This is a genomic window from Kitasatospora sp. NPDC114501 (assembly GCF_055633695.1).
Window position 1 is genome coordinate 30,994 of sequence record NZ_JBVKDS010000027.1, and the last position, 25,451, is coordinate 56,444.

A 25,451-nucleotide genomic window follows, 5' to 3' on the forward strand; every position below is an offset into this window, starting at 1 on the left:
TCTGGTCAGGCGGCGCGGAAGATGCGCGTGCTGGGGAGCTGGTGGACGTTGGAGAGGCGGGGCGCCGGGGCGGCGACGGCCGGGGCGGGGGCGCCCTCGCCGCCGTCGGGCGGGGCCGCGTCGCCGGTGGCGGTGGTGCGGGCGGCGCGCTCGGCGGCCGAGAGGGCGAGGGCGCGGCGGACGACCGTGGAGTCGGCGGTGGCGCCTCGCTGGGAGGCAACGATCGGGAGGCTGAGGAGTGCGCCGGGGCCGATGAGGACGGCGGTGGTGATCAGGTCGCTGGTGGTGCTCATCGGGGGCCTCCCGAGGTGGTGTGGGCGAGGACGTCGAGCAGGTTGGTGCCGAGCACGGCGAGCCGCTGCTGGATCGCGGTCCAGGAGTCCGGGTCGATGTGCATGAGGGCGGCGAGGGCGGTGGCGGGCTCGCGGTCGGCGGCGGCCTTGAGGGCCTCGCGCAGGTGGGTCGCGGCGAGCGGGCGGATGGTGTTCGGGGGCATGGCAGTGCCTCCCTTCCGGGCGGGTGCTGGGGCGGTGCGTGGGGTGTCAGGGGCGGGTGTCAGCGGGTTTCAGGGCCGCTGTCAGGCGGCCCTGACACCCGCGTCTGCCTAGGGGAATGGGTGTCAGGGGATGTCAGGTGTCAGGGGTGTCAGACCAGCGCCGGGGAGGGCACGATCCGGTAGCGGCCCTTCTGCGCGGAGGGCACCAGTCGGCCGTCCTCGATCAGGCGGCGGAACTCCCCGCTCACCCACGGGCGGGTGCGGCCGAACCGGGCGGCGTGCTCCATGACGTCCTTCGGGCCGATCACCATCGTGCCGTTCTGCTCGAACTCGGCGACGATGGCGTCCATCGCGGCCCGGGCCTCCTCCGGGGTGAAGGTCGGTGCGCTCGACTCGGCGCCGAAGGTGAAGCCAACCAGCGTCTCGGGGACCGGGGGCAGTTCGGCCTGCGGGTCGATGCCCTCGTCCTCGGGGTCCACCCGCCGCTCGGCGCCGGTGTCGTCCTGCTCGCCGCCGTCGCCGTCCGCGTACACGCTGTCCCCGTCCTGGTCGGTGGTGTCCTGGTGGTGGCGCTCGGTGTAGGCCTTGCCGGCGACGCTGGCGGCGGCCTTCGCGGTGACGGGGTCGACCTTGGCGCCGTTGCGCACCGCCCACGCCGCGAGCTGTTCCATGACGCGGGCGGCCCGGCCGGTGAAGCGGAAGGTCCGGCCGGGCGAGCTGTAGCGCTGCTCTTCGACGCCGGGGGTGACGAGGTAGCAGTAGCCGGGACGGCGGTTGGCCCACGCGCCCGGGTGGGCGCCGGCGTCCAGGACCGGGGCGGGCAGGGCCATGCCCTCGTCCCGGGCGTCCAGGCCGAACACGAGCGCGCTGGGCAGGCTGGCGCGGGTGCTGGTGCTGATCTGGTCGTGGCTGGGCCGCTGGAGGCTGATGACCAGGGCGGCACCGGCGGCGCGGGCGAGCTGGGCGATCTCGGTGAAGCCCTCGTCGCCCATGAACCGGATGGTGGCGGCGGCTTCCTCGAACCAGCCGACCAGGAACGGCATGCCCTCGCAGCCGCAGGCGCGGCCCTTCTGGCACGAGTGCCCGGGGTCGCTCTGCTGCTCGGCGGCGGCGGGCACCCACTGGCGGTAGCCGTGGGCGCCGAGCCAGCGGGTCCGGGCGGGGATGACGGCCTGGAAGGCGCTGACCATGGTCTCGGTGTCGGCTCCGCCCTCCACGGCCCAGTCCAGGCCGGGCCGCAGCGGGCCGAAGTCCTGGAAGCTCTTGGGGTCGGACAGCCAGACGATGACGTCGCGCCGCCCCATGATCTCGGTGAGGACGTTGAGCGCGCCGTCGCCCTTGCCGGAGCCGGTCATGCCGAAGATCCCCAGGTGGGTGCCGTTGCGACCGGTCTCCGGGTCGCCGGGCAGCCAGAGCAGGAGCGGGGAGCCGTCGTCGTAGCGGCCGATGACCAGCGGCTCGGCGATCGAGCCGCCGACGTTGGTCGGCATCTCCCACTCGACCACCTCGGCGAGCATGTCCCGGGGCACCACGACCAGGTTGCCGCGCCGGGCGGAGTCGGGGTCGGGCAGGTAGCGCACGGCGGTGGGGGCGACGTCGAGGGCGGAGGCGATGTTCGGCAGCGCCCGGGTGACGTCGTCGTTGGTCATCTCGCCTGCGGGAAGGACCAGTTCGGAGGTGACGCGGTTCGGCTCCACCTCGCTCTTCCTGATCTTCGCTCCGGCGAGCTTCACCTTCTCCAGCAGCGAGCCGTCCGCGTCGTTCGCCGCCGCGACCGCGTCGGGATTCCGGCGCAGCACCTGCCGCACGTTCCAGGACAGGGCGAGGATGCTGCCGCCGAGCCAGAACGCGCCGAAGGTGAAGTCGGTCCAACCGCCGAGCGCGGTCGCGGTGAACCAGCCGGACGCGGCGGCGACGGTCACGGCCGAGTGCAGGCGCCGCTGCGGGGAGGTGGTCTTGCCCGCCCACGCGGTCGCCGCGGTGAGGCCGACCGAGCCGAGGGTCAGGCCGACCGCGTACCCGGCGGAGTCGTGGGCGGGCACCCACGCCATGCTCCCGGCCACACCGGTCGCGCCGGCCAGGATCCACGGCGGGGTGTAGGGCTTGGCACGGTGGGCCAGCCACGCGGCGACGCCCTTGCCGGTGCTGGCGCCTTCCAAGTTCTCCCGGTGCTGCACCTCCGGGTCGGTGTCCTTCTTCGGCACGGTGGTGCTCCTCTCAGAACTGGAACGGACGGTGCTGCTGCTGGGACGGGCGGGGGGCCATGACCTCGGCGTACTCGCGCTCGAACGCGGCGTAGGCAGCGGCGGCCAGCTTGGCCGCGTCGGTCAGGGCGTCGGCGGCCTTGGAGAGCTTCTGGGCCACGGCGCGGGCCCGGCGCTTGCGCTGGAAGAGGTGGTCGCCCGGCGCGCCCGGGGCCTGCTCCAGCGCGGCCTTGAGGATCTCGGCGGCCACCTCCACCTCGATCGCGGAGTAGGCGCCGAACGCGCGCAGGCCCTCGCAGTAGGAGCGGACGTCGGTGGTGGAGTAGAACGCGGGCTCCGGCAGGGCCAGGGGCGAGGTACGGCCCACGCCGGTGCCGGGGTTCGCGGCGGCGCCCATCTGCGGAGCACCGGCCCCGCCGGAGCCGCCGGAGGTCTTGTTGATGTTGATGTTGAGCCCGGGGGCGAACGTCGCCCCGGAGCCGAACCCGTTGCGGATGCCGCTGTTGGTGCCGCCGGCGTTGTTCCCACCGCTGTTCGGCGTCGTGGTGTTCATGGTCATCGCAGGCCTCCCTGTGGGCCGGGGCTGTCCCGACTCCCCGCCCCCTCCCGACCCACGAAGGGCCGGGAGGGGACAGGCAACCGTCAGCACCGGTCAGGCGGAGGCGACCAGGGCGGCCACGGTCTCGGCGGCGTGGTGCCACGACTGGTCGAGCAGGTAGCCGCCGTTGATGCCGTGGTCGGTCAGCCGGACGAACGCGCCCTTGCCGGTGGCGTCTGCCAGGCGGCGCAGGGGCTCGCGCCGGTCGGCGACGTAGTGGGTGACCGCGCTGAGCGCGAGGGCGGCGGCGACGGGACCGGGCCGCAGGCGGACGCCGAGCAGTCGGGTGCCGGTCAGCAGGGCGGCGGCCTGGACGGCGGTGTAGGTGGCGACGTGGGCGGCGCATGCCCGATGGCCCTGCGCCCCGGGCCCGCCCTTGGTGGTTGCCTGGTGGTCGCTCTGGACCCAGTGGTCGGCGACGTCCGCCGCCGACCGCAGCAGGGCGTAGGCGGCGGCGAACCTGGCGGCTCGGATGCTGGTCATGGGGGCTCCGTTTCAGCGGTCGACGACCGGCTTGGCCAGGTCGCGGTGGGTGAGGCGGACGCGGGTGCCGGTCTTGGACAGCCGCGTGGCGAGGGTCATGGCGACGGTGGCGGCCCGGTGCCGACCGCCCGCGCAGCCGACCGCGATGGTCAGCGGCGCCTCGGACGGCCCGGCGTCGAACGAGTCGGCCAGCAGCGCGGCACCGGCGATCAGCTCCCGGATGCCCGGGGTGGCGAGCACCGCCCGGCGCACCGGCAGGTCGTGCGCGGTCTGGTGACGCAGGGCCGGGTTGACGTGCGGGTCGCGGAAGTGGCGGCGCAGGTCGAGGATCAGGTGGGCCTCGGGCGGGGCGCCGTGCAGGTAGCCGAAGCTGACCACCCGGATTTCCGTCACGGACATGACAGTGGTCTCCTTGTTGAGGATCAGCGGAGCAGGTCAGGGGATGGGCTCAGGCCGCGAAGGCCGTACTGCCCGCGCCGCCGTCCTGCTCGCCGAGCCGCTTGTATACGACGCTGACGTAGGCCGGGGAGCGGGTGGAGCGGCGGGCGGCCTCGCGCTGGGTGACACCGTCGCGCCAGCACTGCTCGATCACGCGGGCGGCCTCGGCCCCGTCCAGCCGGGCGGGCTCCTGCGTGCCGGTGTTCACCTCATCGGCAGGGGTGTTTACCTCGTCCTCGGCGGTGAACGCCTCGGGCTCCGGGGTGTTCACCGGGACCGAATCGACCGGGTACGCCGGGCCGTCGATCACGCTGTCGGAGGTGTCCGGGGCCGGAGCGGTGAAGGCCTCGGCGGTGTCGGCCGGGGCGGGGTGAACGGGGGTGAGCACCGGGTGAAGGGGCTCGATGTTCACCATCTCCACCGGACCTGCCGGGAGCGAACCCCGGGCCTCGATTCCGGGGGCGGCCGGCGGAATCGGGGCGGGCTGCGGGCCGGGGGTGAACGGTGCCTGCGGGAGGGTGAACAGCGAGGTGTTCACCACCTGTTGGGCGGCCTTCGGGATGGTCGCGGGGCGGGTGCGGAGCGGCGGTTGCGGCCGACGCGCGAGTCGGGCAAGGGCCCGGCGGTAGGCCGGTCCGGCCTCGGCGACGAGCAGCAGCAGAAGCGGCGGGATCAGGTGGATCACCACGCCGACCAGGTCATTTTCCAGCGCGGCGGCTCCGATGTTGAGCCACACGGTCGCCAGTCCGGTGACCCACCTAAAGAGGGCCGGCCAGCGTCCGGGCTTCACGCCGAAGCGGGAGAGGACGCTGTCCGCCTGGAGGCTCAGGATGAAGCACCCGTCTCCGGCGACCGCCATTACGGGGCCGGTGCCGTAGCCGGGTGAATGGGCATCGATGAACGGGGCGGCGGTGGACATGCTCACCGCGACCACCGCCCCCGTCAGCACCCACGTTCCGGTGCTGATCACGAGCGACGTACGGCGGATCTGGGCCTCGGTGGGCACCTCGGTGAGAACCGGGTGAACACGCCCGCCGGAACGGTGAACACTCACGCCGCCACCCGCCCGACGCCGGCGGTGCGGCGGATGACGGCCGGGCGCCGCAGCGGCACCGGCGCCATGCTCAGCAGCCGCTCGGCGTAGGTGGCCAGCTCCGGGTCCTCCCGGCGCAGGTCCGCCAGCACCGCCAGCGCCACGTCGGTGCGGGCCTGGTACTCCAGCGCCGACTCACCGAGCACCCCGGTGAACAGTTCCTCGTCCACGCCCAGCGCCAGCTCCGCGAACTCCTCCGAGTCCACGGCGTGCTGGCCTGCAACAATCGACTTCACGGGTCTACCTCTTCCAGTAGGTGAGTAGGCCCGTGAGGGGCTGGCGCGCTCCGGCCAAGGAAGGCGCGCCAGCCCACCTACGGGCCTAGGAAGCAACCGCCGGCGCGGGATGCGCGGCGTGCTGCACGTGGACGGGGAGGGAGTCGCACCCTCACCCCCGCAGGGGCCCGCTACGGGCCGTCCGCCTGGTCTGCCACCGCCTCTCCCCAGACACCTCCCTTCGCGGGGTTCTTGGCGGGACCTATGGAGTTGTCAAGGAACGAGCGCTGCCTTCAGGGGGATGTCACCCCACCCCTCCGGGCTTGTTTGTGCAGGTCAGCAAGGCGAGAAGCCCGCTCCCAGGATTGCTTAGGGGGGGTTTCGCGCTTTCCTGATACCCAAGGTAGGCAGCGCCTGCCTGCGCGTCAAGTCCCCCTCGCGGTACTCTTGCTTTGCCCCCCTAGGCAGTGAAGGGATCACGATGCACGAGGAGCTTGAGCGGGTGGCCAACGTGGCCGTCCCGATCGACCGGGCCAAGGCGGCGATTGCGCTGATGGCGGACTATCAGAGCCGGGTAGTCGAGCTGTCCCGCGTTCGTCGGGAGGCCATCGAAGAGGCGTCGGCGTCGGGCATGTCGCAGACCGAGATCGCTGCCCTGCTTGGCGTAAGCCGTGGGCGCGTCGGTCAGCTCGCGTCGGCCGGCCCCGCGCCGGAGCGGGCCTTCTTCGGGCTCGGCCCGATGACCGTGGCGCTCGGCGGGAAGTACGAGGCGGGGAAGTCTCTGGACGAGAACCCAAGCGAGGTCGTGACCAGGGAAGACCTGAACAACTACGAGCACCTGCGGAAGCTGTTCACGGGTCTGAAGCTCGACTCCCAGTACGAGGTCATTCCGCCGTCCGGCATCGTGAACCTCAACCGCGAGCACCTGGTCGTCATCTGCGGGCCGCGACTGTCCCCGATCGTGGCCCAGGTGCTCGAAGGAGACGACAATCTGCGGTTCCGCAAGGACACGGCTTGGCACCTAGTGGACCTGCACACCGAGACCGAGTACCGATCCCCGCTCGACGTGGACGGCACGGCCGGGGACGTCGGCTATCTCGCTCGGCTTCCTCGCCTCGACGGCAAGGGGACCTTCCTCTACGTCGCGGGCATCCACGCGATCGGCGCGAACGGCGTTGTGCACTTCCTGGAGAACCACCTCGGCGAGCTGTACCGCGAGGTGAGGACGAAGCGCTTCTCCACGCTCATCTCCTGCCGTTACGACCCCAAGACCCTGGAAGTTCTGGAGAGCAGCAGGATCACTCCGATCTACCGACACGAGGGCTGACAGATGCGTGTTTCGATCGCCACCGCGCCCGGTGGCACGAATGCCAACGAAGACTGGGTGGCGGCCACGCCCACGCTCGCCGTGGTCCTGGACGGCCTGAGCACGGTCGGCCTCGACACCGGATGCCAGCACGGTGTTCCGTGGTACGTCGCGCAGTTGGGCGGCCAACTGATGGCCGCGCTGGCCGAGCCCAGCCGGCCACTGACTGACGGGCTGGCGCAGGCGCTCGACCAGGTCGCCGCGCTCCACCCCGGATGCGATCTCGGCAACCCCGGTACGCCGTCGGCGACGGTCTCGATCCTGCGGGCCGGCGCCGACCACTTCGACTACCTCGTTCTCGCTGACTCGCCGATCGTCTTCGAGCGGGCCGACGACTACCAGGTGGTTACCGACCTGCGGGTGGACACCGTGGTGACCAAACTTCGCGCCGAGACGGAGAAGTTCGCGACTGGTACTCCGGAGCACACGGCGGCCGTCCGTCGGATGGTCGAGGCCCAGCGGCTCACCCGGAACACCGTGGACGGCTACTGGGTCGCTGCCTCCAGCGGCGAAGCGGCACGCCACGCACTGACGGGCGCCGTCCCGCTGGCCGACATTCGGGCGGTGGCCGTCCTGTCCGATGGGACCTCGCGACTCGTCACCGAGTACGGTGCCGCATCGTGGGCCGACGCCTTCGCGACGCTCCGGGAGGCTGGGGCTGACGGGCTCATCTCGGCGGTTCGGAAGGTCGAGGCCACGGACCCGGAGGGGCTCCGGTGGCCACGCTTCAAGTCCGGTGACGACGCAACGGTGGCGTTCTGTCAGCTGCCATAGCAGGGAGCACCTCCTGTGCCACAGTCGTGCCAGGACGGGCGGGGAACCACGGGGAATTGCGGGTGGCGACGGTAAGGATCCGGAGTGCGGGACTGGCCCCGCTTCGCTGCAGGTCAGGGCATGTAAGCGACACCTGTGCTCCTAAAGCCGGTGTCGCAGGTTCGAATCCTGCCTGGGGCACAACGAACACGCAGGTCACAGGCCCTCCGCCCGCACGAGGCAGGGGGGCCTGCGGCATTTCCGGTGCGACCGGCGCCGGGGGTGGCGCGCCTCCCGAGGGGGAGACGGCGGAGTGATCATGAAACGGACCTCGTGCTGAAGGGCCGTGGCCACGGCGCTCCCGGGCTCGACGGGACCGTGCCGGAGCACCGTTCCAGGTCGGGGCGGACGCGTCGGACAGCCGGGGAACCGCGGCGACGGGGTGACGGATCCTCAGCGGGCGGCCCTGGGGTGCCCCGGGCGGCGCGGCCGGTCCGTCCGGTCGCCCAGGGGCTCCTCCCGCGGGCCGCGCGGCCCGTCCTCGTCCAGCGGGGCGGCGGTGTGCGGGGCCTGCCCGGCCGACACGACGACCCGCTGCACCCGGGGCCTGGTGCGCCAGTTGACCCGCCGCACGTCCCGGGCCAGCGCGCCGGGGCGCCAGGCCTGGATCACCGCGGTCACGGTGCCCAGCACGATCCCGGCGGCCAGCCAGCCGCCCAGCACGTCGCTCGGCCAGTGCACTCCGAGCGCGACCCTGGTCCAGCCGATGGTCAGCACCGTGGCCGCCGCCACCACGCAGGCGGCGGTCCGGCCGCGTCGGCGGACCCGGTACCAGAGCAGGCCGACCAGGACCGCACAGGCGATCGCCGAGGCCATGGCGTGTCCGGAGGGGAAGGCCGGGCCGCCGGCGTGCGAGACCGGGTCGGTGAAGGAGGGGCGGCGGCGCTCGAAGGCCAGTTTCAGCGCCCACTGGGCGCCCCAGCCGACCAGGGCCTGGGCGGCCACCCAGCCGGCCAGTACCCGTGCGCCGATCAACCAGAGCCACCCGGCCGCGATCCCGAGCAGCGCACGCATCGTGACGGTGCCGCCGATGTCCGAGAGCGTCTGCACCGCGGCCGTCCAGATCGGGTGTCCCCGGGCATAGGTGTGCAGGTCGCCGACCCACTCCTGGTCGAAGTCGGCCAGTGGGCGCCAGCGGCCGGTGACCAGGGCCGCCAGGAGGCCGAACAGCGCGGCACAGCACAGCGCGACTGCGGCGTCCCGAAGGAGACTGCGGTTACGCGCAGTGAGGAGCTTCGTGCTGTTGGTCAGGTGCATGGCTGACACCTTCCCAGTGTCCCGCGCCGAGCAAGAGCCGGAGTGATAGCGATTCGGCATCTTTTATGCGGAGGACCTGCGCGCACCGGAGCGGGGTGCGAGGGGAATCGGCGCGCCCGGGGAACGTCGGCGGCCGTTCGCGGGTTCAACGGATAGGCGGTGGCCGGGTGTGGGCCGGGTGAAGAAATCGCTCCCGAATCGGTCGCCCGATGGCACGGGACGTGTCCGGCCGGTCACCCAGTGTCCAGAACCGGGGTGAAAACCGGCAGCATACTGCATCACCGGGAAGAATCTGAGTGACTTGGGAATGTTGTCCGGATTATGTTCGTTGGATCGTTACGTGTGAGGCCCCAGGGCCCGCACTTCTTGCCCTCACGAGGCAGGCAGGCAGACCTCGGCAACACCAGCAAAGGGAGCAAGCATGGCCACCCGTGCCGTCGTTCGCGACAGGGCCGACCGGAGTCGCGCGGCCCGCCCGACCAACCTCGAGGCCGACCGCGACCTGGTCGGCATGTACCTCGACGAGATCGCCAGGACGCCCCTGCTCGATGCCGCCGAGGAGGTCGAGCTCTCGCTGCGGATCGAGGCCGGCGTGTACGCCCAGCACCTGCTGGAGGAGGGCGGACTCCCCGACGGCGTCACGCGCGAGGAGCTGGAGGCGATAGCCGCCGACGCCGAGCGCGCCAAGGACGTCTTCATCCGCTCCAACCTCCGGCTCGTGGTCGCCGTCGCCCGTCGCTACCCGCGCAGCGGCCTGCCGCTGCTGGACCTCATCCAGGAGGGCAACGCCGGCCTGGTGCGCGCGGTCGAGAAGTTCGACTACGCCAAGGGCTTCAAGTTCTCCACGTACGCGACGTGGTGGATCCGGCAGGCGATCACCCGGTCCATCGCCGACCAGTCCCGCACCATCCGGCTGCCCGTGCACCTCGTGGAGGAGCTGGGGCGGATCCGGCGGGTGCAGCGGGAGAAGTCCAAGGAGCTGGGCCGCGAGGCGGAGCCGGCCGAGATCGCGGCTGAGCTGGACACCACCGAGGCCCGGATCAAGGACGTGCTGGACTGGGCGAGGGACCCGGTCAGCCTCAACATGTCGGTCGACGACGAGGGCGAGACCCAGTTCGGTGACCTCGTCGAGGACACCGGGGCCACGTCCCCCGAGGACGCCGTGATGGTCATGCTCCGCCGTGAGGAACTGGACGACCTGATCGGGCGGTTGGACGACCGCACCGCCTCGATCATCCGCTCCCGCTACGGGATGGAGGACGGCCGCGAGCGCACCCTCACCGAGGTGGGCAAGCAGCACGGTCTCACCCGTGAGCGGATCCGGCAGATCGAGAAGCACGCGCTGGCCGAGCTGAAGAAGATCGCGGACCACGCGGGCTTCGAAGCCGCCTGACGGACCAGCCGGCCCCTGGCCGAGCCCTCATCCGGGCCCTGGCGCGGAGCGCTCCGCACCGGGGCCCGAGGCGTGCCAAGGGCTCTTAGGCTGGAGGGGACGGACGAACGGACGGAGTGGACAGCGTGAGCGAGCAGGGACAGGGACAGGAAGAGGACCGTCGCCAGGTGCGGGACCGGGGCCGGGCGCAGGAGCCCGGGAAGGCCGCGGCCGCCAAGGCCCGACTGGTCTTCCGGGACCCGTTGGACCAGCAGTCCGGGGACGACACCGACGCGGGCTGGGGCGGGGGACGCCCCGGAGCGGGGGAGAGCGGTGGACGGGGGCTGGACTGGTACCTGAGCCAGCGCCCGCCGCACCACGGGGACTGAGGAGCGGGGAGCGGGGACCGGGGGCGTGGCGCCCGCCGGTCAGCGCAGCGGCGCGACCAGCGCGTCGCGGATCTCGGTCAGCAGCTTGACCTCCTTGGCCTCGAGTTCCGCCGCCTTCTCGACGTCGGACTTGCGGCGGGCCGCCAGCTTGTTCATGGGCACGATCAGAACGAAGTAGACGACCGCCGCGGTGATCAGGAACTGGAGTGCGGCGCTGAGCACCGATCCCCAGAGAATGAGGATTCCGGACGTGACCTCACCGGTCGGGCTCACCTCGCAGGGCCCCTTGAGGCAGGAACTGTAGGACGCGAGGTCCTTCGTCCCGAACACGCCGACGATCGGATTGATCACGCCTTTGACGAAGGCGTTGACGATGTTGGTGAAAGCCGCGCCGATGACCACGGCCACGGCGAGTTCGACGACATTTCCACGCAGCAGGAATTCCTTGAAGCCCTTCATGCCGCCTCGAACGACGAAGTCGCCCTCCGGTTACGGGTGATCTTCCGCAGCCCCGGATTGACAACCCGTCCGGCCCAGTGCGCCGCCCTGGGGCGGCGGCAGCCCGGCCCGTGCGGGCCCCAGCGCCAGTGCCGCCGCCACCGCGAGCAGCACCAGGACCGGCACCCCGGCCCGCCGCCGCACCGCGCTGCGCCAGCGGTGCCAGCCGCCGCACCCGCGCCGGATCGGCGGGAAGCTCGGCAGCTCCTGCCGGGGCGGCACGGCGGGCGCGGGCAACGGCAGTGGCAGTGGCAGGGGGAAGGAGAAGCTCGCGGTCGTCATCGACGCACCTCCGGACGGTCGGCGGACCGGCCCCTCGCGGACCGGATGCCCACACGATGAGCGTTTCCGGCTTCGTCGGAAAGCGCTTTCCCCAGGCCTGTGGAAAACCCCGCCCTGGGGATGACTCCACTCCCTCGTCCGGGTGATTCCGACCCATCTGAGAAGACAGGAGGAGTCAAGACGTGGCAGCCCGCGCCCGGGACGGGAGCGCGGAAAGGCCCGCCGTCCCCGCGTGGAAGCGGGGCCGACGGGCCTTTCCGAGGTCTGCGGTCCGTCCGGGCCGGTGCCCGGCGCCGAGGTCAGCTCGCGGCCGGAGCCGGGCTGGACGAGGCCGGGGCCGAGGAGCCCGAGCTCGACGACGTCGAGGAGGGCGTGGACGCGGCGGACGACGTCGAGGTGGTCGACGACGATCCGGAGCTCACCGAGCTGCTGGAGGAGGAGCGGCTGTCGGTCCGGTAGAAGCCGGAGCCCTTGAACACGACACCCACGGCCGAGAAGACCTTGCGGAGCCGTCCCTGGCAGTCGGGGCACGTGGTCAGCGCCTCGTCGGTGAACTTCTGCACCGCCTCCAGGCCGTTGCCGCACTCGGTGCACTGGTACTGGTACGTGGGCACTTGTCTTCCTCCTGGCACTCTCGCCTGATGAGTGCTAACGATGGTCAATGATGCGGCATTCCGCTGGAACAGTCCAGCGACCCCGGTGTGAGATCGGCCCCGGAACGCCCGCCGGTCACCGTCCGCTCAGCCCTCGGTGACGCCCGCCAGCTGCATCGTGCGCCCGCTCTCCGCGGTCCGCGCACCGACGCCGGCCCCCTCCTCGGGCGCCACCAGCAGGTGCCGCAGCGAGAACAGCGCGACCAGCCCCAGCCCGGCTCCGGCCACCGGAACCAGGAACCCGGTCGAGGGCCCGTGCCCGTCGATCAGCTGGCCCGCCGCCATCGAGCCGACGGCCAGGCCCAGCCCGATGGCGCCGGTCAGCCAGGTGAAGGCCTCCGTCTTGGCGCCGTCCGCGACCAGCGTCTCGACCAGGGTGTAGCCGCTGATCAGGGTCGGCGCGATGGCCAGCCCGCAGACCAGCCCGGCGACGGTCAGCGCGACCAGGTTCGGCATCGCCCACAGCACCGAGCAGCCCAGCACCAGCAGCGCGTAGCTGATCAGCATCCGCTGCTGCACCGGCCGACGCCAGGCGATCACGCCGTACAGCACGCCGGCCAGCATCGAGCCGCCGGCGAAGATCCCGTACACGGTGCCGCCGGCGTCGTGCTGTCCGACCGAGTCGGCGAAGGCGTTCACCGAGACCTGCATGCCGCCGAAGACCGCGCCGACCCCGAGGAAGGTCCCGGCGAGCAGTCGGACGCCCGGGGAGGCGAGCGCCGAGGCCCGCTTGGTGCCGGGCTGCGGCACGATCCGGGCGGGGGCGGTGCCCCGCTGGGCGGCGAAGGCCAGGCCGCCGACGAGGGTCAGCGCGGCCTCGGCGACCAGGGCGGTCGCCGGGTTGGCGAGGGCGGCGATGCCGGAGGCCAGGATCGGGCCGATCACGAAGGTGAACTCGTCCGTCACGGACTCGAAGGCGAAGGCGGTGCTCACCCGGGCCGCGGAGGACTCGGAGGCACCGTCCGCGGTGAACCTGGCCACCCAGCGGGCCCGGACCATCGCGCCGACCTGCGGCACGCTCGCCCCGGCCGGGACGGCGGCCAGGAACAGGCTCCAGGCGGGCGCGTGGCCGAGCGCGAGCGCGATCAGCGCGCCGACCGAGGCCGCGTGCACCAGGACGGTCGGGACGAGCACCGCGGCCTGGCCGTAACGGTCGGCGAGCCGCCCGGTCTGCGGCCCGATCAGGGCCTGGGCGACGGCGGCGACCGCGGTGACCGTACCGGCGGTGCCGTACGAGCCGTGGGTCTGCGTGACGAGCAGCAGGATGCCCATGCTGAGCATCGCGTACGGCAGTCGCGCGACGAGGGCGGGGGACAGGAACGTCCAGGCCCCGGGCGTGCGCAGCAGCTCGCCGTACCCGACGCGGGCGGGGGCCGGAGCTGCGGGGGTGGCCGCGTGGTCCGCGGCGGTGTCGACCGTTCGGCGCGCCGTCACGGTCGGTCCTTCCTGCTGCCTGGTAGCGCGGCAGGGCATGGTGGAGCCCCGACGGCGCCGAGAGTCGTCCTCTCGCGCGTCGACCGGGGTAGATACCGGGTCGGTCCGGCGTGCTGGCCGGGGGCCGGACCGCGGCCGCCGAGCGGTCGCGCCAACTCTGCGTCAGGCAGATGCTGGGGGTGGTCTAGCGGTGTCTATACGACGTGGTCGAACCAGCATACAGTTACGCGCGTAGACGGCGCCAGCCCTCCCGACCCGCCGGCCCTCCCGGCCGGCCGTCCCGGCCCGCCGGCCCTCCCCGGCACACCGCCCGCGGAGGGCCCGCCGTCACCGCTCCCGTCACCGCCCGTTCAGCCACCCCGCGAGCTTGCCGCCCCTGTCCACGGCCCGCAGCCGCCGCTCCGCCGCCTCGCCGACCTCGTCGGTGGTGACCACCAGCAGCTCGTCCCCGCCGCGCAGCACCGTCGCCTTGTCCGGCACGAAGGAGTTCCCCTCGCGCACGACCAGGGTGACCGCCGCCCCCTTGGGCAGCCGCAGCTCGCTGATCTCCACGCCCGACATCTTCGAGGTGGGGGAGAGGGCGACGGACAGCAGGTGCCCGTGCAGCTTCTCCAGCGGGGCGGACTCGATGCCCAGGTCCTGGCCCATGTCGCCCTCGTCGATCCGCAGCCGCTTGGCCACCCACGGCAGGGTCGGCCCCTGGAGCAGGGTGAAGACCACGACCAGGATGAAGACGATGTTGAAGACGTCCTCGGCCCGGTGCGTGTTCGACACCACCGGGATGGTGGCCAGCACGATGGGCACCGCCCCGCGCAGCCCGGCCCAGCTCAGCAGCGCCTGCTCGCGGGCCGCCACCTTGAACGGGGTCAGCGAGGCCATCACCGAGAGCGGTCGGGCCACGAACACCAGCACCCCGCCCACCACCAGCGCGGGCACCACCGCGTCGCCCATGGTCTCGGGCGTGACGAGCAGCCCGAGCAGGACGAACATGCCGATCTGCCCGATCCAGGCCAGCCCGTCGGCGAAGCCCCGGACGGCCGGGCCGTGCGGCAGCTTGGAGTTCCCGAGGATCACCGCGCTGATGTAGACGGCGAGGAAGCCGGAGCCGTGCAGCAGCGCGCCGCCGGCGTACGCGAGCACGGTGAGCGCCATCACGGCGATCGGGTAGAGGCCCGAGGAGGGCAGCGCGACGTGCTTGAGCCCGTACGCGCCGATCCGGCCGACGGCCAGGCCGACCGCGGCGCCGATCGCCAGCTCGGCGATGATCGTGGCGATCAGGACGTACCAGGAGTCCAGTTCCCCGGTGGTGGCGAAGGCGACGACCAGGATGACCACGGGCGCGTCGTTGAAGCCGGACTCGGCCTCCAGCAGGCCGGTGAGCCGGTGCGGCAGCGGGACCATCCGCAGCACCGAGAAGACGGCGGCCGCGTCGGTCGAGGAGACGATGGCGCCGAGCAGCAGTGAGGTCCGCCAGTCCAGGCCGACCAGCCAGTGGGCGCCGGCCGCGGTGGCGAACACGCTGACGCCGACGCCGACGGTGGCGAGCACCGTCGCGGCCGGCATCACCGGCTTGATCTCCCGCCAGCTGGTCTTGAGGCCGCCCTCGGCGAGGATCACCACGAGTGCCGCGTAGCCGAGCACCTGGGTGAGCTCGGCGTTGTTGAAGGTGATGCCGATCCCGTTCTGGCCCAACGCCACGCCGATCCCCAGGTAGATCAGCAGGCTGGGCAGCCCTGATCGGGTGGAGAGGCGGACGGCGCCCACCGCGAACAGCAGGATCACGGAGGACTCAAGCAGGAGCTGGTTCAGATGGGAGACGTTCACGCAGGGGCACCTCGGGCAGGCAGGGGCGGACGGGGTGTCTGGTGGTGCTGTGGGGTGACCCGTTAAGAAGTCGTCAATGCTCCCCTTGCGGATCGTTACGCAGTCTAACATTTTGCCATATCTTTAGCTTGGTCCCCCGTTCACGGTGCCCGGCCGACTCGGCCTAATGTGGTGCCCTGTCACGGCCGCAGGCCCTGGACACGCCCGCCCGCCCCGAAGTCAGGACCGCAAGGACCCAGATGCCCCGCTCGAAGAAGTTCCGGCGCGCCCGTCTGATCGTGATCGTGCTGGTCGTGCTGCTGGTGGCCGGTGCCGGCTACGGCGGCTACCGCGGGGTCTCCGCGGTCCGCGCCTCCTTCCCGGAGGTCGACGGCAGTGTCAAGGTGGCGGGCCTGAGCGCCCCCGTCGACGTCAAGCGGGACGCCAACGGCATCCCGCAGCTGTACGCCGACACCAGCGAGGACCTGTACCGAGCCCAGGGCTACGTCCAGGCGCAGGACCGTTTCTGGGAGATGGACGTCCGCCGGCACATCACCGCGGGCCGGCTCTCCGAGATGTTCGGCGACGGCCAGGTCGACACCGACGCCTTCATCCGCACCATGGGCTGGCGGCAGGTGGCGCAGAAGGAGTTCGACACCAAGCTGTCGCCGGAGACCAAGAAGTACCTCCAGGCCTACTCGGACGGCGTGAACGCCTGGCTCGCCGAGCACCCCGGCGGCGCGAAGGCCTCGCTGGAGTACAGCCTGCTCGGCGTCGTCAACAGCGGCTACCAGCCCGAGCAGTGGTCCCCGGTCGACTCGGTGGCCTGGCTCAAGGCGATGGCCTGGAACCTCTCCGGGAACCTCCAGGAGGAGATCGACCGCTCGCTGCTGGCCCAGGACTTCGGCCCGGACAAGATCGCCGAGCTGTACCCGGACTACCCGTTCGCCCGCAACGGCACCATCGTGAAGACCGGCACCGTGACCGGCGACAACTACCGCCCCGCCGACGGCTCCCCGCAGTCCGGCGCGCCCGCCGGCACCGCCACCGCCCAGGGCGCGGCCACCACCAAGGCGATGCTTCAGGGCCTGACCGACCGGGTCGACTCGATGCCGCAGCTGCTGGGCCGCCCCGGCCAGGGCATCGGTTCCAACTCCTGGGTGGTCGCGGGCTCGCACACCACCACCGGCAAGCCGCTGCTGGCCAACGACCCGCACCTCGGCCCCGGCCTGCCCTCGGTCTGGTACCAGATGGGCCTGCACTGCCGGACCAGCTCCCCGGCCTGCCAGTTCGACGTCTCCGGGTTCACCTTCGCGGGCATGCCCGGCGTGGTGATCGGCCACAACAAGGACATCGCCTGGGGCTTCACCAACCTCGGCGCCGACGTCACCGACCTCTTCCTGGAGAAGGTCACCGGCCCGGAGACGTACCAGGTCGACGGCAAGGACGTGAAGTTCGACCTCCGCAAGGAGACCATCAAGGTCGCCGGCGGGGAGGACCGCACCATCACCGTCCGCACCACCCAGACCGGCGCCCCGCTGATCTCCGACCAGAGCAGCGAGCAGCAGAACGTCGGCAAGTACGCCCCCAACGGCCAGTCCGCCCCCGACCGGGGCACCAGCGGTTACGGCGTCGCCCTGCAGTGGACGGCGCTCAGCCCCGGCAAGACCATGGACGCCGTCTTCGAGCTGGACAGGGCGAAGAACTGGGACGAGTTCCGCGCCGCCGCCAAGGACTTCACCGTCCCCGCGCAGAACCTGATCTACGCCGACGCCAAGAACATCGGCTACCAGGCCCCGGGCACCATCCCGGTCCGCGGCAAGGGCGACGGCACCCTCCCCGCGCCGGGCTGGGACTCCGCGTACCAGTGGAAGGACCCGATCCCCTTCACCGCGCTGCCCTGGAGCCTCAACCCCTCGGCCGGCTACATCGTCACCGCCAACCAGGCCGTGGTGGACCCGGGCTACAAGTACAGCCTGACCAAGGACTGGGAGTACGGCACCCGCGCCAAGGAGATCACCGACCAGATCGAGGGCCTGCTCAGGAACAACGGCAAGATCTCGCCGGACGACATGCAGACCCTCCAGCTGGACAACACCAGCGTGATGGCCAAGACGCTGGTCCCGCTGCTGCTCAAGCAGCCGATCAGCGACCCGTACGTGCGCGAGGCCCAGGACCTGCTGAAGGACTGGAACTTCCACCAGGACGCCGACTCGGCCGCCGCCGCCTACTACAACGGCGTCTGGCGCCAGCTGCTGATCCTGGCGTTCGGCCAGAAGTTCCCGGCCGACCTGCGGGCCAAGGACAACTGCCTGCTGGTCCGCCAGCAGGACGACCCCACCAAGCCGGACAGCGCCACCAAGATCGTCACCGAGTGCGGCACCCGCGAGCCGGGCAAGGCCCAGCCGGACGGCGGCGACCGCTGGACCGAGGTGGTGCGCCAGCAGCTGGAGAAGCCCGACAGCTCGTGGTGGACGTACATCGACGACCAGCACAAGGAGCAGAAGGGCCTGGACAACCTGCTCCAGGAGGCGATGAAGAACGCCCGCCAGGAGCTGACCTCGCTGCTCAGCAAGGACGTCTCCACCTGGAGCTGGGGCCGCCTGCACAAGCTGGAGCTGCGCGAGCAGACCCTCGGCACCGACAACTCCTCGATCGCCTCCGGCGTGGTGCACCGGCTGCTCAACCGCGGCCCGTACCGGCTCTCCGGCGGCTCGGCGGCGGTCGACGCGGCCGGCTGGAACGCGGCGGCCGGCTACCAGGTGGACTGGATCCCGTCGATGCGCATGGTGGTCGACCTGAACGACCTCGACTCCTCGCGCTGGGTCAACGTCGGCGGCGCCTCCGGCCACGCCTTCCACGACAACTACAACGACCAGACCGACCTCTGGCTCAAGGGCAAGCTGCTGACCTGGGCCTACTCGCCGGACGCGGTCGAGAAGGCCACCAAGCACCGGCTGGTGCTCACCACCGGCTGACGCCCGTACGGTCCGACCGGCGGCCCCGTTCCCCCCGAGGGAGCGGGGCCGCCGCCGTCCTGGCCCCCATCCTCACCTCAGCCGAGCCTGCGCACCCCGGAGGGCAGCACCGCCAGGTCCACCGGCCGGTCGTGCGGCTCGGCGGGCACCCGTTCCAGCAGCTCGTGCTCGTACAGCAGCACCGCCAGCACCGGCCGCACGCCCGCCCGCGCCAGCCGGGCCAGCACCCGGTCGTAGCTGCCGCCGCCCCGGCCCAGCCGCAGCCCGGAGCGGTCCACCGCCAGGCCCGGCAGCAGCACCACGGAGGCCTCCGTCACCGCCCGCGGCCCGAGCCGCGGGCCGACCGGCTCCAGCAGCCCGCGCCCGGCCGGGGTCAGCGCGTCGGGCCCCGCGTACTCGGTCCAGTCCAGGTCGTTGTCCGGCAGCAGCACCGGCAGCAGCACCCGCACCCCGCGTGCCAGCAGCGCGTCCAGCAGCGGCCGCGTCCCGGGCTCGGCGCCCATCGAGACGTACGCGGCCACCGTGGCGCCCGCGGCGGCCAGCTCCCCGGCGTGGCCGGCCAACGCGTCGGCCGCCGCCGCGCGCTCCTCGGCGGCCAGGTCGCGCCGTCGCGCCAGCAGCCGTGTCCTCAGGCCGCTCTTCTCGTTGGGCAACCGATCCTCGTTCATCCGATCCTCCTGGCCTGCGCACCGTCGACGCGCAGAGCCTGACACGCGAAGGGGCACCCCCCATTGACCACCCCGCTGCTGGTCCAGGCCCTGGCCGCACTGAGCCTCCCCGCGCTGGCCGGCGCCACCGTCCTCGGACTGCGCGGACGGCGGGCGCGGGCCGGGGCCGCCGCCGGGGCGCAGCGGCTGCGCGGGCGGATCGCCGAACTGGAGGAGCGCTGCGCCGAACTGGAGCGCACCGCCTCCTGCGACCCGCTCACCGGCGTGTGGAACTACCGCCACCTCCAGCTCACCCTGGACCGGGAGATCGAACGGGCCCGCCGGGCCGAGCACACCGAGCAGGCCGACGGACCGCGCCCGCTCGCCGTGCTGATGCTGGCCATCACCGGCTTCGACGCGGTCGTCGCCGAGCACGGCCGGGGCCGGGCCGGAGCGGTGCTGCGCGACCTCGCCCAGCGGCTCGCAATGGAGATCCGCCGGGCCGACACCCTCGGCCGCTACGGCGGCGAGGAGTTCCTGGTGGTGCTGCCGGACACCGGCGCCGAGGGTGCCGCGCAGGTCGCCGAGCGGCTGGTCTGGTCGGTCCGCCGGCACCTGCTGCTGGACTGGTCCTCCGGTCAGCGCGAGTCCCGCCCCGCCGCCGGCAACGGCCTGACCGCCGCTGCCGGCATCGCCGTGCTGCCCGAGGACGGCACCCACGCGGCCGTCCTGCTGCGCGCCGCCGACGCGGCGCTCGCCGAGGCCCGGGCGGCCGGCGGCGACTGCTGGCGGCTCTCCGCCCAGCCCGCCGGGGAGGCCGATCGGCCCCGCCCCGACCGCCCCGGACGGGGCGCCCGCCCGGCCGATCACGGAGCGGATGCCGATCGTGACCCTTCGGGAAAGACCGGTAGTCTGTCGGCCTGTGTCGGCAGGGACCCCCTCGCCCAGCCGGTCGCGACCCATACGCCAGCCACCGCGGCCGGGCACCGCGACGTGCTGTCCTAGCCGTCCGCCTGCGCTCGGTCGGGCGAAAACGTGCCTGAGTAAGGTAAACGCATGACGACGACCAACTCCCGAGTTCCGGTAACCAAGGCCGTGGTACCCGCGGCCGGACTGGGCACCCGCTTCCTCCCGGCGACCAAGGCCACCCCGAAGGAGATGCTCCCGGTCGTCGACAAGCCGGCGATCCAGTACGTCGTCGAGGAGGCCTCCGCCGCGGGCCTGTCCGACATACTGATGGTCACCGGCCGCAACAAGCGGGCCCTGGAGGACCACTTCGACCGCGCCTACGAGCTGGAGGAGCTGCTGGTCCGCAAGGGCGACGAGCAGCGCCTCGCCCGGGTCCGCGAGTCCGTCGAGCTGGCCAACATGCACTACGTCCGCCAGGGCGACCCGAAGGGCCTCGGCCACGCCGTCTCGGTCGCCGAGCAGCACGTCGCCGGCCAGCCCTTCGCCGTCCTGCTCGGCGACGACCTGATCGACCCGCGCGACCCGCTGCTCTCCCGGATGATCGAGGTGCAGCAGCAGCTCGGCGGCTCGGTCGTCGCCCTGATGGAGGTCGAGCCCTCCCAGATCCACCTCTACGGCTGCGCCGCCGTCAAGGCCAACGGCTTCGGCGAGGACGTCTTCCAGGTGACCGACCTGGTCGAGAAGCCCGAGCCCGGAGAGGCCCCGTCCAACTACGCGGTGATCGGCCGTTACGTCCTCGACCCGCTGGTCTTCGACGTGCTGCGGGAGACCCCGCCCGGCCGCGGCGGCGAGATCCAGCTCACCGACGCCCTGCGCGCGCTGACCGACCGTGAGGCCGCGGACGGCGGCCAGGTGCACGGCGTGCTCTTCAAGGGCCGCCGCTACGACACCGGCGACCGCGCCGACTACCTGCGCGCTATCGTCCGTCTGGCCGCCGAACGCGAGGACCTGGGCCCGGAGTTCCGCTCCTGGCTGCGGGAGTTCGTCGGCTCCGAGATGCAGGCCTGACGCAGGGCCGACCACCGACAGAGAGCGAGTCGCCGATGACCGGGTCCACCGAGCACAGCACCACGCCCAGCGCCTGCTGCGACGCCGGAGCGGACCCGGCCCCGGCGGCCCCCCGCCTCTGGACCGTGGACGAGCACCTCGCCGACGTGCTGGCCGCGGTCGGCCCGCTGCCCGCGATCGAGCTCCGACTGCTCGAAGCCCAGGGGTGCCGGCTCGACGAGGACGTGATCGCCGACGGCGACCTGCCGCCCTTCGACAACAGCTCGATGGACGGCTACGCGGTCCGCACCGCCGACACCGAGGGGGCCACCGACACCTACCCGTCGGTGCTCTCGGTGGTCGGCGACATCGCCGCCGGCGCCGACGAGCTGCCCAGGGTCGGCCCCGGCCAGGCCGCCCGGATCATGACCGGCGCCCCGCTGCCGCCCGGCGCCCGGGCCGTCGCCCCGGTCGAGTGGACCGACGGCGGCACCGGCACCGGGGTGGCCGCCGCCGCGATGACCGCGCCGGTCCCGGACGAGGAGGTCCGGGTCCTGCGCCCGGTCGCCGAGGGTGCGCACGTCCGCCGCCGCGGCAGCGACGTCGCGGCCGGCACCCGGGTGCTGGAGGCCGGCACCCGGCTCGGCCCCGCCCAGCTCGGCCTGCTCGCCGCGATCGGCCGCCCGACCGTGAAGGTCCGCCCGCGCCCCCGGGTCGTGGTGCTGTCCACCGGCAGCGAGCTGGTCCAGCCCGGCGAGCCGGTCGGCCCCGGGCAGATCGCCGACTCCAACAGCTTCACCCTCACCGCGGCCGCCCAGGAGGCCGGCGCCATCGCCTACCGGGTCGGCGCCGTCCCGGACGACGCGGACCGGCTGCGCGCCGTCCTGGACGAGCAGCTCGGCCGTGCCGACCTGATCGTCACCAGCGGCGGGGTCAGCGTCGGCGCGTACGACGTGGTCAAGGAGGTCTTCGAGACCTACGGCGGAGCCGCCGACGTCGACTTCCGCAGGCTGCGGATGCAGCCCGGCAAGCCGCAGGGCTTCGGCCGGATCGGCGGTGCGCCCGGGGTGCCGCTGCTCGCCCTGCCCGGCAACCCGGTGAGCGCCTACATCTCCTTCGAGCTCTTCGTCCGCCCGGTCATCCGCACCATGCTCGGGGCCTCCGACGTGCACCGCCCGGTCGTCCGCGCGCTCTGCCCGGCGGCGCTGCGCTCCCCGGCCGGCCGCCGGCAGTTCCTGCGCGGCCGCTACTCGGCGGCGGACGGCACGGTCGAGCCGGTGGGCGGCGCCGGGTCGCACCTGGTCGGCGCGCTGGCCCGGGCGAACTGTCTGATCACCGTCCCCGAGGACACCACCGAACTGCCCGCCGGCAGCGAGGTGGACGTGGTGTTGCTGGACTCCTGATCGGCCCCGGCGGCCCGGGAACGGTACGGTAGCGCGGTATTCCACCTGCGCGCCCCTGGAGTTACCCGTGACGACACCTCCCCCCGGCGACCGCCTCACCCACGTCGACGACCAGGGCGCGGCCCGGATGGTCGACGTCTCCGAGAAGGCCACCACCGCGCGCACCGCCGTCGCGGCCGGCCGGGTGCGGGTCTCCCCGCAGGTGGTCGAGCTGCTGCGCGGCGAGGGCGTGCCCAAGGGCGACGCCCTCGCGGTGGCCCGGATCGCCGGGATCATGGGCGCCAAGAAGACCCCGGACCTGATCCCGCTCTGCCACCCGATCGCGGTCTCCGGCGTCAAGGTCGACCTCGCCGTCGCGGACGACGCGGTGGAGATCACCGCCACCGTGAAGACCGCCGACCGCACCGGCGTCGAGATGGAGGCGCTGACCGCCGTCGCGGTGGCCGGGCTGACCGTCGTCGACATGGTCAAGGCGGTGGACAAGGGTGCCACGATCGAGTCGGTCCGGGTGCTGAGCAAGACCGGCGGCAAGAGCGGCGACTGGTTCGCCCCGGAGGTGGACGCGTGACGGGCGCGGCGGGGAGGGCACTGGCCGTCACCGTGTCCAACCGGGCCTCGGCCGGGGTCTACGAGGACCGGGGCGGCCCGCTGCTGGTGGCCGGCCTGACCGCGATGGGCTTCACCGCCGACGGCCCCCGGGTCGTCCCGGACGGCGAGCCGGTGGAGGCCGTGCTGCGCGAGGCCGTCGCGGCCGGCTACGACGTGGTGCTGACCACCGGCGGCACCGGCATCTCGCCGATGGACCTCACCCCCGAGATGACCGCCCGGGTGATCGACCGCCAGATCCCCGGCATCGCCGAGGCCGTCCGCGCGTACGGCCGGGAGAAGGTGCCCACCTCGGCGCTCTCCCGCGGGCTCGCCGGGCTCGCCGGACGTACCCTGATCGTCAACCTGCCGGGCTCGACCGGCGGCGTCAAGGACGGCCTGGCCGTCCTGGAGCCGCTGCTCGCCCACGCCGTCGACCAGCTTCGCGGCGGGGACCACCCCCGGACCGACGCCCCGGCACCCGGGGCTCCAGAATCCAGGAGAGGGCACTGAACGCCGGCTGGCCGGTAGAGCTCCACGAGGGGGACGTCGTGCTGCGCCCGATCCGGGCGCGCGACCAGCGCGAGTGGCAGGAGGTGAGCCGCCGCAACCGGGACTGGCTGCGCCGCTGGGAGGCCACCGTGCCGCCCGGCGCGGCGGGCCAGGCGGCCGGGCCCCGGCCGACGTACCGGCAGATGGTCCGCTTCCTGCGCGGCGAGGCCTCGGCCGGCCGGATGCTGCCCTTCGTCGTGGTCCACAAGGGCCGGCTGGTCGGCCAGTTGACGGTCGGCGGGATCACCTGGGGGTCGATGTGCTCGGCGAACATCGGGTACTGGGTGGACGAGTCGGTGGCCGGCCAGGGCATCATCCCGACCGCCGTGGCGCTCTCGGTTGACCACTGCTTCCGCACCCTCGGCCTGCACCGGATCGAGGTCTGCATCCGCCCGGAGAACGGCCCGAGCCGGCGCGTGGTGGAAAAGCTGGGCTTCCGCTCGGAGGGAATCCGGCCGCGCTATCTCCACATCGACGGCGACTGGCGGGACCACCTCGTGTACGCGCTGACCGCCGAGGAGGTCCCGGAGGGGATGCTGGAGCGCTGGCGGACGCTCAGGTCCGGGCGAGGGGCCAGTAATTGAATACATGTTCGAATGAAATATCGATATGGCATCGACGGGGCACCGGACCCCCACAAATAGCGGCAAAATAGTCGGAGAATCAGCTTGATCACACGACACGCCGTGCCAAATTGCTGCCAGGCCTTCCCCGGCGCCCGTACGGTGTGAATCGTGAGCAGTAGCGGCCTTATCTACGCCGTCATCGTAGGGGCCTGGGCCGCCTATCTGGTGCCGATGTGGCTCCGCAGGCAGGACGAACTCAACGAGGCGCGCCCGACGGAACGCTTCAGCACCGCCATCCGCCTGCTGGCCGGGCGTTCGGCGCTGGAGCGGCGGGCAGCCCGGGCCCTGGGCGACGAACCGCGTGACGGCGAACAGAGCGACGACGGTCCTCCCGAACGGGACGCGACCGCCTCCGGCGACCCCGCGCGGGAGCCCGAACCCCCGGCGCAGCGCCCGGCCGAGCGGCCCGTCCCCGAGCCGAGGGCGGGCACCGAGCGACGGGCGCAGCTGCTGGCCCGCCGGCGCCGGATGGTCACCGCCCTGTTCCTCTCCTTCGCGCTGGGCGCGGTGGTCGCCGCGGTGGCCGGACTGGCCTTCCTCTGGGTGCCGGCGGTCCCGGCGGTCCTCCTCACCCTGTACATCGGCCACCTGCGCAAGCTGGAGCGCCAGCGGTACGAGGTGAAGCTCGACCGGGTCCGGGCCGCCCAGGCGGCCGAGCGGCTGCGCAAGCGCGAGCAGCAGCGGGCCGGGGCCCAGGCTCCCGGCGGGGCCCCGGCCGAGGCCCCCGCTGGCGCGGAACCGGCTCCGGCCGCCCCCGCCGAGGAGCGGGCCGCCCGCCGTCCGCACCTGCGGCTGGCGGCCGACCCGGAGCAGGCCACCGTCTCGGTGCCCTCCGCCTCCGCGGTGGCCGAGGCGACCGAGCACGAGGAGTGGGTCGACGGCATGCGCGAGCGCGGTGCGGCCGGCCCGGACTCCTGGGAGCCGGTGCCCGTCCCGCTGCCGACCTACGTGACCGCCCCGGTCGCGCCCAGGGTCTCCCGCGGCCTCGACCTGTCGGCCCCCGGTACCTGGACCGCCGGCCGCCCCGCCGAGCCCCGCAGGACCCCGCTCTTCGACCAGTACGCAGACCCCGAGGCCCCCGAGCCGCGTCCGCGCGCGGCCAACGAGTAGCCGAAGGGCCCTGGGCCGCCCCCCGACCAGCGGCGTGATCCGGGGGGTGGTCACAGACCCCCTCCGAAAGGTGCTAGAGTTTCTTCTCGTTGGGGCTGTGGCGCAGTCCGGTAGCGCACCTCGTTCGCATCGAGGGGGTCAGGGGTTCGAATCCCCTCAGCTCCACCCAACGGATCGGCTCCGGCCGGTCGGCGAAATCC

Annotated in this window: 27 protein-coding genes and 1 tRNA gene; 13 read left to right on the forward strand and 15 right to left on the reverse strand. The window is 72.8% G+C overall.

Annotated features, from left to right (window positions below):
* Nucleotides 1–5: 5 nt before the first annotated feature.
* The 8 genes from ACZ7RU_RS35350 to ACZ7RU_RS35385 all read right to left on the reverse strand — a co-directional run bounded on the left by ACZ7RU_RS35350 (nt 6) and on the right by ACZ7RU_RS35385 (nt 5,548).
* On the reverse strand, nt 6–293 hold the full coding sequence (locus ACZ7RU_RS35350) for a hypothetical protein (RefSeq protein WP_470345101.1): 288 nt from the start codon (nt 291–293) through the stop codon (nt 6–8).
* Nucleotides 290–496: a hypothetical protein gene (locus tag ACZ7RU_RS35355; protein ID WP_470345102.1), complete on the reverse strand. Its 207-nt coding sequence runs from the start codon at nt 494–496 to the stop codon at nt 290–292. Before ACZ7RU_RS35355 ends, ACZ7RU_RS35350 begins: the two co-directional genes overlap by 4 nt.
* A gap of 149 nt (nt 497–645) precedes the next feature.
* Complete coding sequence (gene traB / locus ACZ7RU_RS35360; RefSeq protein WP_470345103.1) at nt 646–2,700, reverse strand: plasmid transfer protein TraB; 2,055 nt, start codon at nt 2,698–2,700, stop codon at nt 646–648.
* A 13-nt stretch (nt 2,701–2,713) separates the two neighbouring features.
* Nucleotides 2,714–3,259: a plasmid transfer protein TraA gene (traA, locus tag ACZ7RU_RS35365; protein WP_470345104.1), complete on the reverse strand. Its 546-nt coding sequence runs from the start codon at nt 3,257–3,259 to the stop codon at nt 2,714–2,716.
* 93 nt (nt 3,260–3,352) lie between these two features.
* A complete protein-coding gene (locus tag ACZ7RU_RS35370) occupies nt 3,353–3,781 on the reverse strand; it encodes a hypothetical protein (protein ID WP_470345105.1) in 429 nt (142 codons plus the stop codon).
* A gap of 12 nt (nt 3,782–3,793) precedes the next feature.
* Complete coding sequence (locus tag ACZ7RU_RS35375; RefSeq protein WP_470345106.1) at nt 3,794–4,180, reverse strand: RapZ C-terminal domain-containing protein; 387 nt, start codon at nt 4,178–4,180, stop codon at nt 3,794–3,796.
* Nucleotides 4,181–4,229: 49 nt separating this feature from the next.
* Nucleotides 4,230–5,273, reverse strand: coding sequence for a hypothetical protein (locus ACZ7RU_RS35380; protein WP_470345107.1), 1,044 nt, complete (start codon nt 5,271–5,273; stop codon nt 4,230–4,232).
* Nucleotides 5,270–5,548 carry a hypothetical protein gene (locus ACZ7RU_RS35385; protein ID WP_470345108.1) on the reverse strand — a complete coding sequence of 93 codons (279 nt, stop codon included), beginning with the start codon at nt 5,546–5,548 and terminating at the stop codon, nt 5,270–5,272. Before ACZ7RU_RS35385 ends, ACZ7RU_RS35380 begins: the two co-directional genes overlap by 4 nt.
* Before the next feature lie 460 nt (nt 5,549–6,008).
* Between ACZ7RU_RS35385 and ACZ7RU_RS35390 the strand changes: the two genes are divergently transcribed.
* Both ACZ7RU_RS35390 and ACZ7RU_RS35395 read left to right on the forward strand, forming a co-directional pair.
* Nucleotides 6,009–6,854 carry an RNA polymerase sigma factor sigma-70 region 4 domain-containing protein gene (locus ACZ7RU_RS35390; RefSeq protein ID WP_470345109.1) on the forward strand — a complete coding sequence of 282 codons (846 nt, stop codon included), beginning with the start codon at nt 6,009–6,011 and terminating at the stop codon, nt 6,852–6,854.
* Between the two features lie 3 nt (nt 6,855–6,857).
* Nucleotides 6,858–7,667 (forward strand): protein phosphatase 2C domain-containing protein, encoded by an 810-nt coding sequence (locus tag ACZ7RU_RS35395; protein WP_470345110.1) that lies wholly within the window; start codon nt 6,858–6,860, stop codon nt 7,665–7,667.
* Between the two features lie 432 nt (nt 7,668–8,099).
* Here ACZ7RU_RS35395 and ACZ7RU_RS35400 read toward each other — a convergent pair whose 3' ends face one another.
* Complete coding sequence (locus ACZ7RU_RS35400; protein ID WP_470345111.1) at nt 8,100–8,963, reverse strand: phosphatase PAP2 family protein; 864 nt, start codon at nt 8,961–8,963, stop codon at nt 8,100–8,102.
* Nucleotides 8,964–9,384: 421 nt separating this feature from the next.
* Here ACZ7RU_RS35400 and ACZ7RU_RS35405 point away from each other — a divergent pair, with 421 nt between their 5' ends.
* A complete protein-coding gene (locus tag ACZ7RU_RS35405; RefSeq protein ID WP_392874095.1) occupies nt 9,385–10,356 on the forward strand; it encodes a sigma-70 family RNA polymerase sigma factor in 972 nt (323 codons plus the stop codon).
* Nucleotides 10,357–10,481: 125 nt separating this feature from the next.
* Nucleotides 10,482–10,724: a hypothetical protein gene (locus tag ACZ7RU_RS35410; RefSeq protein WP_470345112.1), complete on the forward strand. Its 243-nt coding sequence runs from the start codon at nt 10,482–10,484 to the stop codon at nt 10,722–10,724.
* 39 nt (nt 10,725–10,763) lie between these two features.
* Here the strand turns inward: ACZ7RU_RS35410 and mscL are convergent, their stop codons facing one another.
* From mscL to ACZ7RU_RS35435, 5 genes are all read right to left on the reverse strand, one after another.
* Nucleotides 10,764–11,183: a large conductance mechanosensitive channel protein MscL gene (mscL, locus tag ACZ7RU_RS35415; protein ID WP_470345113.1), complete on the reverse strand. Its 420-nt coding sequence runs from the start codon at nt 11,181–11,183 to the stop codon at nt 10,764–10,766.
* A 30-nt stretch (nt 11,184–11,213) separates the two neighbouring features.
* Entirely contained in the window at nt 11,214–11,504 is a 291-nt protein-coding gene (locus ACZ7RU_RS35420) for a hypothetical protein (protein ID WP_470345114.1), read from the reverse strand.
* A gap of 299 nt (nt 11,505–11,803) precedes the next feature.
* On the reverse strand, nt 11,804–12,118 hold the full coding sequence (locus ACZ7RU_RS35425; RefSeq protein ID WP_470345115.1) for an FmdB family zinc ribbon protein: 315 nt from the start codon (nt 12,116–12,118) through the stop codon (nt 11,804–11,806).
* A gap of 126 nt (nt 12,119–12,244) precedes the next feature.
* Nucleotides 12,245–13,591 carry an MFS transporter gene (locus ACZ7RU_RS35430; RefSeq protein WP_470345116.1) on the reverse strand — a complete coding sequence of 449 codons (1,347 nt, stop codon included), beginning with the start codon at nt 13,589–13,591 and terminating at the stop codon, nt 12,245–12,247.
* Nucleotides 13,592–13,930: 339 nt separating this feature from the next.
* Nucleotides 13,931–15,415 carry a potassium/proton antiporter gene (locus ACZ7RU_RS35435; protein WP_470345117.1) on the reverse strand — a complete coding sequence of 495 codons (1,485 nt, stop codon included), beginning with the start codon at nt 15,413–15,415 and terminating at the stop codon, nt 13,931–13,933.
* Between the two features lie 239 nt (nt 15,416–15,654).
* Here ACZ7RU_RS35435 and ACZ7RU_RS35440 point away from each other — a divergent pair, with 239 nt between their 5' ends.
* Nucleotides 15,655–18,372 carry a penicillin acylase family protein gene (locus ACZ7RU_RS35440; protein ID WP_470345118.1) on the forward strand — a complete coding sequence of 906 codons (2,718 nt, stop codon included), beginning with the start codon at nt 15,655–15,657 and terminating at the stop codon, nt 18,370–18,372.
* Nucleotides 18,373–18,449: 77 nt separating this feature from the next.
* Here the strand turns inward: ACZ7RU_RS35440 and ACZ7RU_RS35445 are convergent, their stop codons facing one another.
* A complete protein-coding gene (locus ACZ7RU_RS35445; protein WP_470345119.1) occupies nt 18,450–19,040 on the reverse strand; it encodes a 5-formyltetrahydrofolate cyclo-ligase in 591 nt (196 codons plus the stop codon).
* Nucleotides 19,041–19,103: 63 nt separating this feature from the next.
* Between ACZ7RU_RS35445 and ACZ7RU_RS35450 the strand changes: the two genes are divergently transcribed.
* From ACZ7RU_RS35450 to ACZ7RU_RS35485, 8 genes are all read left to right on the forward strand, one after another.
* Nucleotides 19,104–20,024 carry a GGDEF domain-containing protein gene (locus ACZ7RU_RS35450; protein WP_470345120.1) on the forward strand — a complete coding sequence of 307 codons (921 nt, stop codon included), beginning with the start codon at nt 19,104–19,106 and terminating at the stop codon, nt 20,022–20,024.
* 51 nt (nt 20,025–20,075) lie between these two features.
* The gene (gene galU / locus ACZ7RU_RS35455) at nt 20,076–20,996 is read left to right on the forward strand and encodes a UTP--glucose-1-phosphate uridylyltransferase GalU (RefSeq protein WP_470345121.1); all 921 of its coding nucleotides are present in this window, start codon (nt 20,076–20,078) and stop codon (nt 20,994–20,996) included.
* Nucleotides 20,997–21,031: 35 nt separating this feature from the next.
* On the forward strand, nt 21,032–22,378 hold the full coding sequence (gene glp, locus ACZ7RU_RS35460; protein WP_470345122.1) for a molybdotransferase-like divisome protein Glp: 1,347 nt from the start codon (nt 21,032–21,034) through the stop codon (nt 22,376–22,378).
* A gap of 127 nt (nt 22,379–22,505) precedes the next feature.
* Nucleotides 22,506–22,946, forward strand: coding sequence for a cyclic pyranopterin monophosphate synthase MoaC (gene moaC, locus ACZ7RU_RS35465; RefSeq protein ID WP_387750568.1), 441 nt, complete (start codon nt 22,506–22,508; stop codon nt 22,944–22,946).
* Nucleotides 22,943–23,476 carry a MogA/MoaB family molybdenum cofactor biosynthesis protein gene (locus ACZ7RU_RS35470; protein WP_470345123.1) on the forward strand — a complete coding sequence of 178 codons (534 nt, stop codon included), beginning with the start codon at nt 22,943–22,945 and terminating at the stop codon, nt 23,474–23,476. Before moaC ends, ACZ7RU_RS35470 begins: the two co-directional genes overlap by 4 nt.
* Nucleotides 23,473–24,099, forward strand: a complete 627-nt coding sequence (locus ACZ7RU_RS35475; protein WP_470345142.1) for a GNAT family N-acetyltransferase — start codon at nt 23,473–23,475, stop codon at nt 24,097–24,099. Before ACZ7RU_RS35470 ends, ACZ7RU_RS35475 begins: the two co-directional genes overlap by 4 nt.
* 150 nt (nt 24,100–24,249) lie before the next feature.
* Nucleotides 24,250–25,251: a divisome protein SepX/GlpR gene (sepX, locus tag ACZ7RU_RS35480; protein ID WP_470345124.1), complete on the forward strand. Its 1,002-nt coding sequence runs from the start codon at nt 24,250–24,252 to the stop codon at nt 25,249–25,251.
* A 91-nt stretch (nt 25,252–25,342) separates the two neighbouring features.
* A tRNA-Ala gene (locus tag ACZ7RU_RS35485) sits at nt 25,343–25,416 on the forward strand.
* The last annotated feature ends 35 nt before the right edge of the window (nt 25,417–25,451 follow it).

Coding starts and splice junctions, on each gene's coding strand:
- ACZ7RU_RS35350 (WP_470345101.1), bottom strand. CDS start 293: ATGAGCACCACCAGCGACCTGATCACCACCGCCGTCCTCATCGGCCCC.
- ACZ7RU_RS35355 (WP_470345102.1), bottom strand. CDS start 496: ATGCCCCCGAACACCATCCGCCCGCTCGCCGCGACCCACCTGCGCGAG.
- traA (WP_470345104.1), bottom strand. CDS start 3,259: ATGACCATGAACACCACGACGCCGAACAGCGGTGGGAACAACGCCGGC.
- ACZ7RU_RS35370 (WP_470345105.1), bottom strand. CDS start 3,781: ATGACCAGCATCCGAGCCGCCAGGTTCGCCGCCGCCTACGCCCTGCTG.
- ACZ7RU_RS35375 (WP_470345106.1), bottom strand. CDS start 4,180: ATGTCCGTGACGGAAATCCGGGTGGTCAGCTTCGGCTACCTGCACGGC.
- ACZ7RU_RS35390 (WP_470345109.1), top strand. CDS start 6,009: ATGCACGAGGAGCTTGAGCGGGTGGCCAACGTGGCCGTCCCGATCGAC.
- ACZ7RU_RS35395 (WP_470345110.1), top strand. CDS start 6,858: ATGCGTGTTTCGATCGCCACCGCGCCCGGTGGCACGAATGCCAACGAA.
- ACZ7RU_RS35400 (WP_470345111.1), bottom strand. CDS start 8,963: ATGCACCTGACCAACAGCACGAAGCTCCTCACTGCGCGTAACCGCAGT.
- ACZ7RU_RS35405 (WP_392874095.1), top strand. CDS start 9,385: ATGGCCACCCGTGCCGTCGTTCGCGACAGGGCCGACCGGAGTCGCGCG.
- mscL (WP_470345113.1), bottom strand. CDS start 11,183: ATGAAGGGCTTCAAGGAATTCCTGCTGCGTGGAAATGTCGTCGAACTC.
- ACZ7RU_RS35420 (WP_470345114.1), bottom strand. CDS start 11,504: ATGACGACCGCGAGCTTCTCCTTCCCCCTGCCACTGCCACTGCCGTTG.
- ACZ7RU_RS35440 (WP_470345118.1), top strand. CDS start 15,655: ATGCCCCGCTCGAAGAAGTTCCGGCGCGCCCGTCTGATCGTGATCGTG.
- ACZ7RU_RS35445 (WP_470345119.1), bottom strand. CDS start 19,040: ATGAACGAGGATCGGTTGCCCAACGAGAAGAGCGGCCTGAGGACACGG.
- galU (WP_470345121.1), top strand. CDS start 20,076: ATGACGACGACCAACTCCCGAGTTCCGGTAACCAAGGCCGTGGTACCC.
- glp (WP_470345122.1), top strand. CDS start 21,032: ATGACCGGGTCCACCGAGCACAGCACCACGCCCAGCGCCTGCTGCGAC.
- moaC (WP_387750568.1), top strand. CDS start 22,506: ATGGTCGACGTCTCCGAGAAGGCCACCACCGCGCGCACCGCCGTCGCG.